Here is a 4,141-nt window from a genome sequence, read left to right as displayed (position 1 = left end):
GAGTACCTGGCTACGAACCAGGTGGTCGGGAGTTCGAATCTCTCCGAGCGCACCATGTCAGAACGCAGATTCAATCTGCACCGCTTCAAATTACAACAGCAATGTTGAGCGCTCGTAGCTCAGTTGGATAGAGTACCTGGCTACGAACCAGGTGGTCGGGAGTTCGAATCTCTCCGAGCGCACCAATATCAAAAACAGCAGGCATTGCCTGCTGTTTTTTTATGCGCGTTATGCGGACGGATAATCACGTCGGACAAAACAACGCCTGACACTAGCGCCAAAGCCCCGCAATAACCCGCATCCAATGTAGTGCCGAGCCGCGCTCGGCAGAAACCCTCCCGACAATGCCCAAAGGCACGGCGATCCCGTGAAGCTGGCAGCACTGGCGCCGCCCGCACGCCACACATGAGCACCTGCGAGGTTCGCGGCTTGCCCCGCTCCCACAGAAGCAGCACGCAGACACCTCAGTACAGCACGCAGCCCTGTAGTGCCGAGCCATGCTCGGCAGGAGCCTTCCAAGCAATGCCCAAAGGCACGGCGATCCGCGAAGCTGGCCGCACTGGCGCCGCCCGCACGCCACATGAGCACCTGCGAGGTTCGCGACTTGCACCGCTCCCACAGAAGCAGCACGCAGCCCTGTAGTGCCGAGCCATGCTCGGCAGGAGCCTTCCAAGCACTACCCAAAGGCACCGCGATCCCGCGAAGCTGGCCGCACTGGCGCCGCCCGCACGCCGCCTGAGTACCTACGAGGTTCGCGGCTTGTGCCGCTCCCACAAAAGCACGCTGCCACCTCAGTACAGCCCCGAACCCTGCAATCCCACGCCATGCTCGACAGAGACTTTCCAGGCAACGCCACAACACATCGCCACTGCCCCGCGCGAACACGCCCCTCCCACAAGGCGCAGACAGGCGCGCCAGCACATCGAAACAGAAACTCACCAACAGCAGGCACAGCGACAAAACCATCAGGCACAAAAAAGCCCCTTGAAAGGGGCTTTTTTGAAACTGGCGGAGTGAGAGGGATTCGAACCCTCGATAGAGCTTTTGACCCTATACTCCCTTAGCAGGGGAGCCCCTTCGGCCACTCGGGCATCACTCCGTTTTTCTTGCCCCGCCGCGTGTATTCCGAAGCGGGGCGCGAAGAATAACGTTAAACGAGGTGAAAGGTAAACCCTTATTCGGAAGTTTCTTCACTTCCGGATGCAGCGGGCTCATCACCACGCTGGATACGCTGGAAAATCTCCTCACGATGCACTGCCACATCCTTCGGAGCGGTGATACCGATACGTACCTGGTTGCCCTTGACACCCAGCACGGTCACGCTGACCGAGTCGCCGATCATCAAGGTTTCGCCTACACGGCGAGTCAGGATCAACATTGTGCAAATCTCCATGGAACCGGTGGATTTCCCACCGGCATTGGCGCGCTTGGAGCTATGCGCCCCACGACAAAGGGGAAAGACTCCCCATGGTAACGGCAGGGCGTAAACAGCTTCAAGGTATTAGGCTTGATGCATTCAGGCCAGATGTGGCTTGACCCAGTCGGCCACGCCCTCCAGCGCGGCCACAAGCTGCGGACCATCATCTCCGCCGCCCTGGGCCATGTCCGGACGACCGCCACCCTTGCCGCCAACCTGCCTGGCAACGTGCGACAGCAGCTCGCCGGCCTTGACCTTGCCCTGCGCCGAACCGCTGACACCCGCAACCAGGGCCGCCTTGCCGTCCTGGGTACCCGCCAGCAGAATCACCGCGTCAACCAGCTGCTGCTTCAGACGATCCATCGCATCACGCAATGCCTTGGCGTCAAAGCCCTCCAGCCGCGCTGCAAGCACCTTCACACCACCGATTTCGACAGCAGCCGCACCCAGATCCGCCGTGGCGCCAGACGCCACCTTGGCCTTCAGGGCTTCCAGCTCGCGTTCCAGCTTCTTCTGCCGCTCACCCAGCTGGCGGATCTTGTCGACCACGTCACCTGCGCTGCCGCCCAGCAGCTGCGCCGCTTCATGCAGGCGAGCCTCCTCGGCGTCCACATAGTCCAGTGCGCCCTGCCCGGTCACCGCCTCGATGCGACGTACACCAGAGGACACACCACCTTCGGAGGTGATCTTGAACAACCCGATATCACCGGTGCGCGACACGTGGGTACCGCCGCACAGCTCGGTGGAGTATTCACCCATCTTCAGCACGCGCACGTTCTCGCCGTACTTTTCGCCGAACAGCGCCATGGCACCGAAGTCCAACGCTTCCTGCATGCCCATGTTGTGCACTTCGGCGGCGTTGTTGGCACGCACCTGCTCGTTGACCTTGCGTTCGATGACCGCCAGCTCTTCAGCGGTGATCGGCTGGAAGTGCGAGAAGTCGAAGCGCAGGCGATCGGGCGCAACCAGCGAGCCCTTCTGCTGCACGTGGGTGCCCAGCACCTCGCGCAGCGCGGCGTGCAGCAGGTGGGTCGCGGAGTGATTGAGGATGGTGGCGCCACGACGGGAGGCATCCACCGCGCCGGCCAGCACATCACCCAGCTTCAGGCCGCCCTGCTCCAGCTTGGCGACATGACCGTGGAACTGGCCTGCAAACTTCTGCGTGTCGCTGACAGTGAGCTTCACACCGGAAGCCGACAGCACGCCGGTATCACCGACCTGACCACCGGACTCGGCATAGAACGGGGTCTGCTCGGTGAACACGATGACCTCGTCACCGGCCTGCACGGCATCGACCGGGCGACCCTCCTTGATCAGCGCGACGACCTTCATGCCTTCGGCCTGCAAGGCGTCATAGCCGAGGAAAACCGTCGGCGACAGGGTCGCCACCAACTCGGCGGGCAGGGTCACGCCGCCACCGAACTTGCCGGCGGCACGCGCGGTCTCGCGCTGGTGCTCCATCGAGGCCTCGAAGCCTTCCATATCCACCGTCATGCCGCGCTCGCGGGCGATGTCGGCGGTCAAGTCGACCGGGAAGCCATAGGTGTCGTACAGGCGGAAAGCATCTACGCCAGGAATGACGCCATCGCTGACCTTGGCCGCGACGTCGTCGAAAATCTTCATGCCCGAGTCGAGGGTTTCGGCGAAACGCTCTTCTTCGGCGAGCAATGCCCGAACCACCGTATCGGCCTGTGCCGGCAGCTCCGGGTAAGCCGCGCCCATCTGCTCGATCAGGGTCGGCACCAGCTTGCTGAAGAACGGCTGGCGAACACCCAGCATCCAACCGTGGCGCAGGGCGCGGCGGATGATGCGGCGCAGGACGTAGCCGCGACCTTCGTTGGACGGCAGCACGCCGTCGACGATCAGGAACGAGCAGGCGCGGATGTGATCGGCGATCACACGCAACGACTTGTTCTCCAGGTCGGCCATGCCAGTCAGCTCGCTGGCCTTGCGGATCAGCGCCTGGAACAGGTCGATCTCGTAGTTGGTGTGCACGTGCTGCAGGATCGCCGCCAAGCGCTCCAGGCCCATGCCGGTGTCCACGCACGGCGCCGGCAGCGGCTGCAACGAGCCGTCAGGCTGGCGGTCGAACTGCATGAACACCAGGTTCCAGATTTCGATGAAACGGTCGCCATCTTCATCTGGCGAGCCCGGGGGGCCGCCAGCGATATGGTCGCCGTGGTCAAAGAAGATTTCCGTGCACGGACCGCAGGGGCCGGTGTCAGCCATCTGCCAGAAATTGTCCGACGCGTAAGGCGCACCCTTGTTGTCGCCAATGCGCACGATGCGCTCTTCCGGGATGCCGACCATGTCGCGCCACAGTGCGAAGGCCTCATCGTCGGTGTGATAGACAGTGACCAGCAGGCGCTCGGCCGGCAGCTTCCACACCTGGGTCAGCAGCTCCCAGGCCCACGCAATGGCGTCCTTCTTGAAGTAATCGCCGAACGACCAGTTGCCCAGCATTTCGAAGAAGGTGTGGTGACGGGCGGTATAGCCCACCGAGTCCAGGTCGTTGTGCTTGCCGCCGGCACGCAGGCAGCGCTGGACGTCGGCCGCGCGCACGTAGCTGCGCTTTTCCGCACCCAGGAACACGTCCTTGAACTGGACCATGCCGGAATTGGTGAACAACAGGGTCGGATCATTGCCCGGCACCAGCGGTGCTGACGGCACGATGGTGTGGCCCTTGCCCTTGAAGAACTCAAGGAAATCGCTGCGGATCTGGGA

The 4,141-nt window shown here is 62.7% G+C and carries 2 protein-coding genes and 3 tRNA genes (1 of these 5 cut by a window edge); 2 read left to right on the top strand and 3 right to left on the bottom strand.

Features of this window, described 5'->3' with window-relative positions:
• Together RT460_RS19210 and RT460_RS19205 are read left to right on the top strand one after the other, a co-directional pair.
• A tRNA-Arg gene (locus RT460_RS19210) sits at positions 1-55 on the top strand (it extends 122 nt beyond the left edge of the window).
• Positions 56-108: 53 nt separating this feature from the next.
• A tRNA-Arg gene (locus RT460_RS19205) sits at positions 109-185 on the top strand.
• An 821-nt stretch (positions 186-1,006) separates the two neighbouring features.
• Here the strand turns inward: RT460_RS19205 and RT460_RS19200 are convergent.
• The 3 genes from RT460_RS19200 to alaS all read right to left on the bottom strand — a co-directional run.
• Positions 1,007-1,099: transfer RNA gene (locus tag RT460_RS19200), tRNA-Ser, on the bottom strand.
• A 75-nt stretch (positions 1,100-1,174) separates the two neighbouring features.
• Entirely contained in the window at positions 1,175-1,378 is a 204-nt protein-coding gene (gene csrA, locus RT460_RS19195) for a carbon storage regulator CsrA (protein WP_054656818.1), read from the bottom strand.
• Positions 1,379-1,516: 138 nt separating this feature from the next.
• Positions 1,517-4,141 (bottom strand): alanine--tRNA ligase (alaS, locus tag RT460_RS19190; RefSeq protein ID WP_313321329.1); only part of this gene is annotated, 2,625 nt, incomplete at its 5' end.

The organism is Stenotrophomonas sp. (genome assembly GCF_032061965.1).
Taxonomy (GTDB): domain Bacteria; phylum Pseudomonadota; class Gammaproteobacteria; order Xanthomonadales; family Xanthomonadaceae; genus Stenotrophomonas.
Note: the sequence above shows the minus strand (reverse complement) of the source record. Positions and strands in the feature narration are given on the sequence as shown.

Excerpts from the sequence above, each read along its gene's own strand:
- csrA (WP_054656818.1), bottom strand. The coding sequence starts at position 1,378 with ATGTTGATCCTGACTCGCCGTGTAGGCGAAACCTTGATGATCGGCGAC.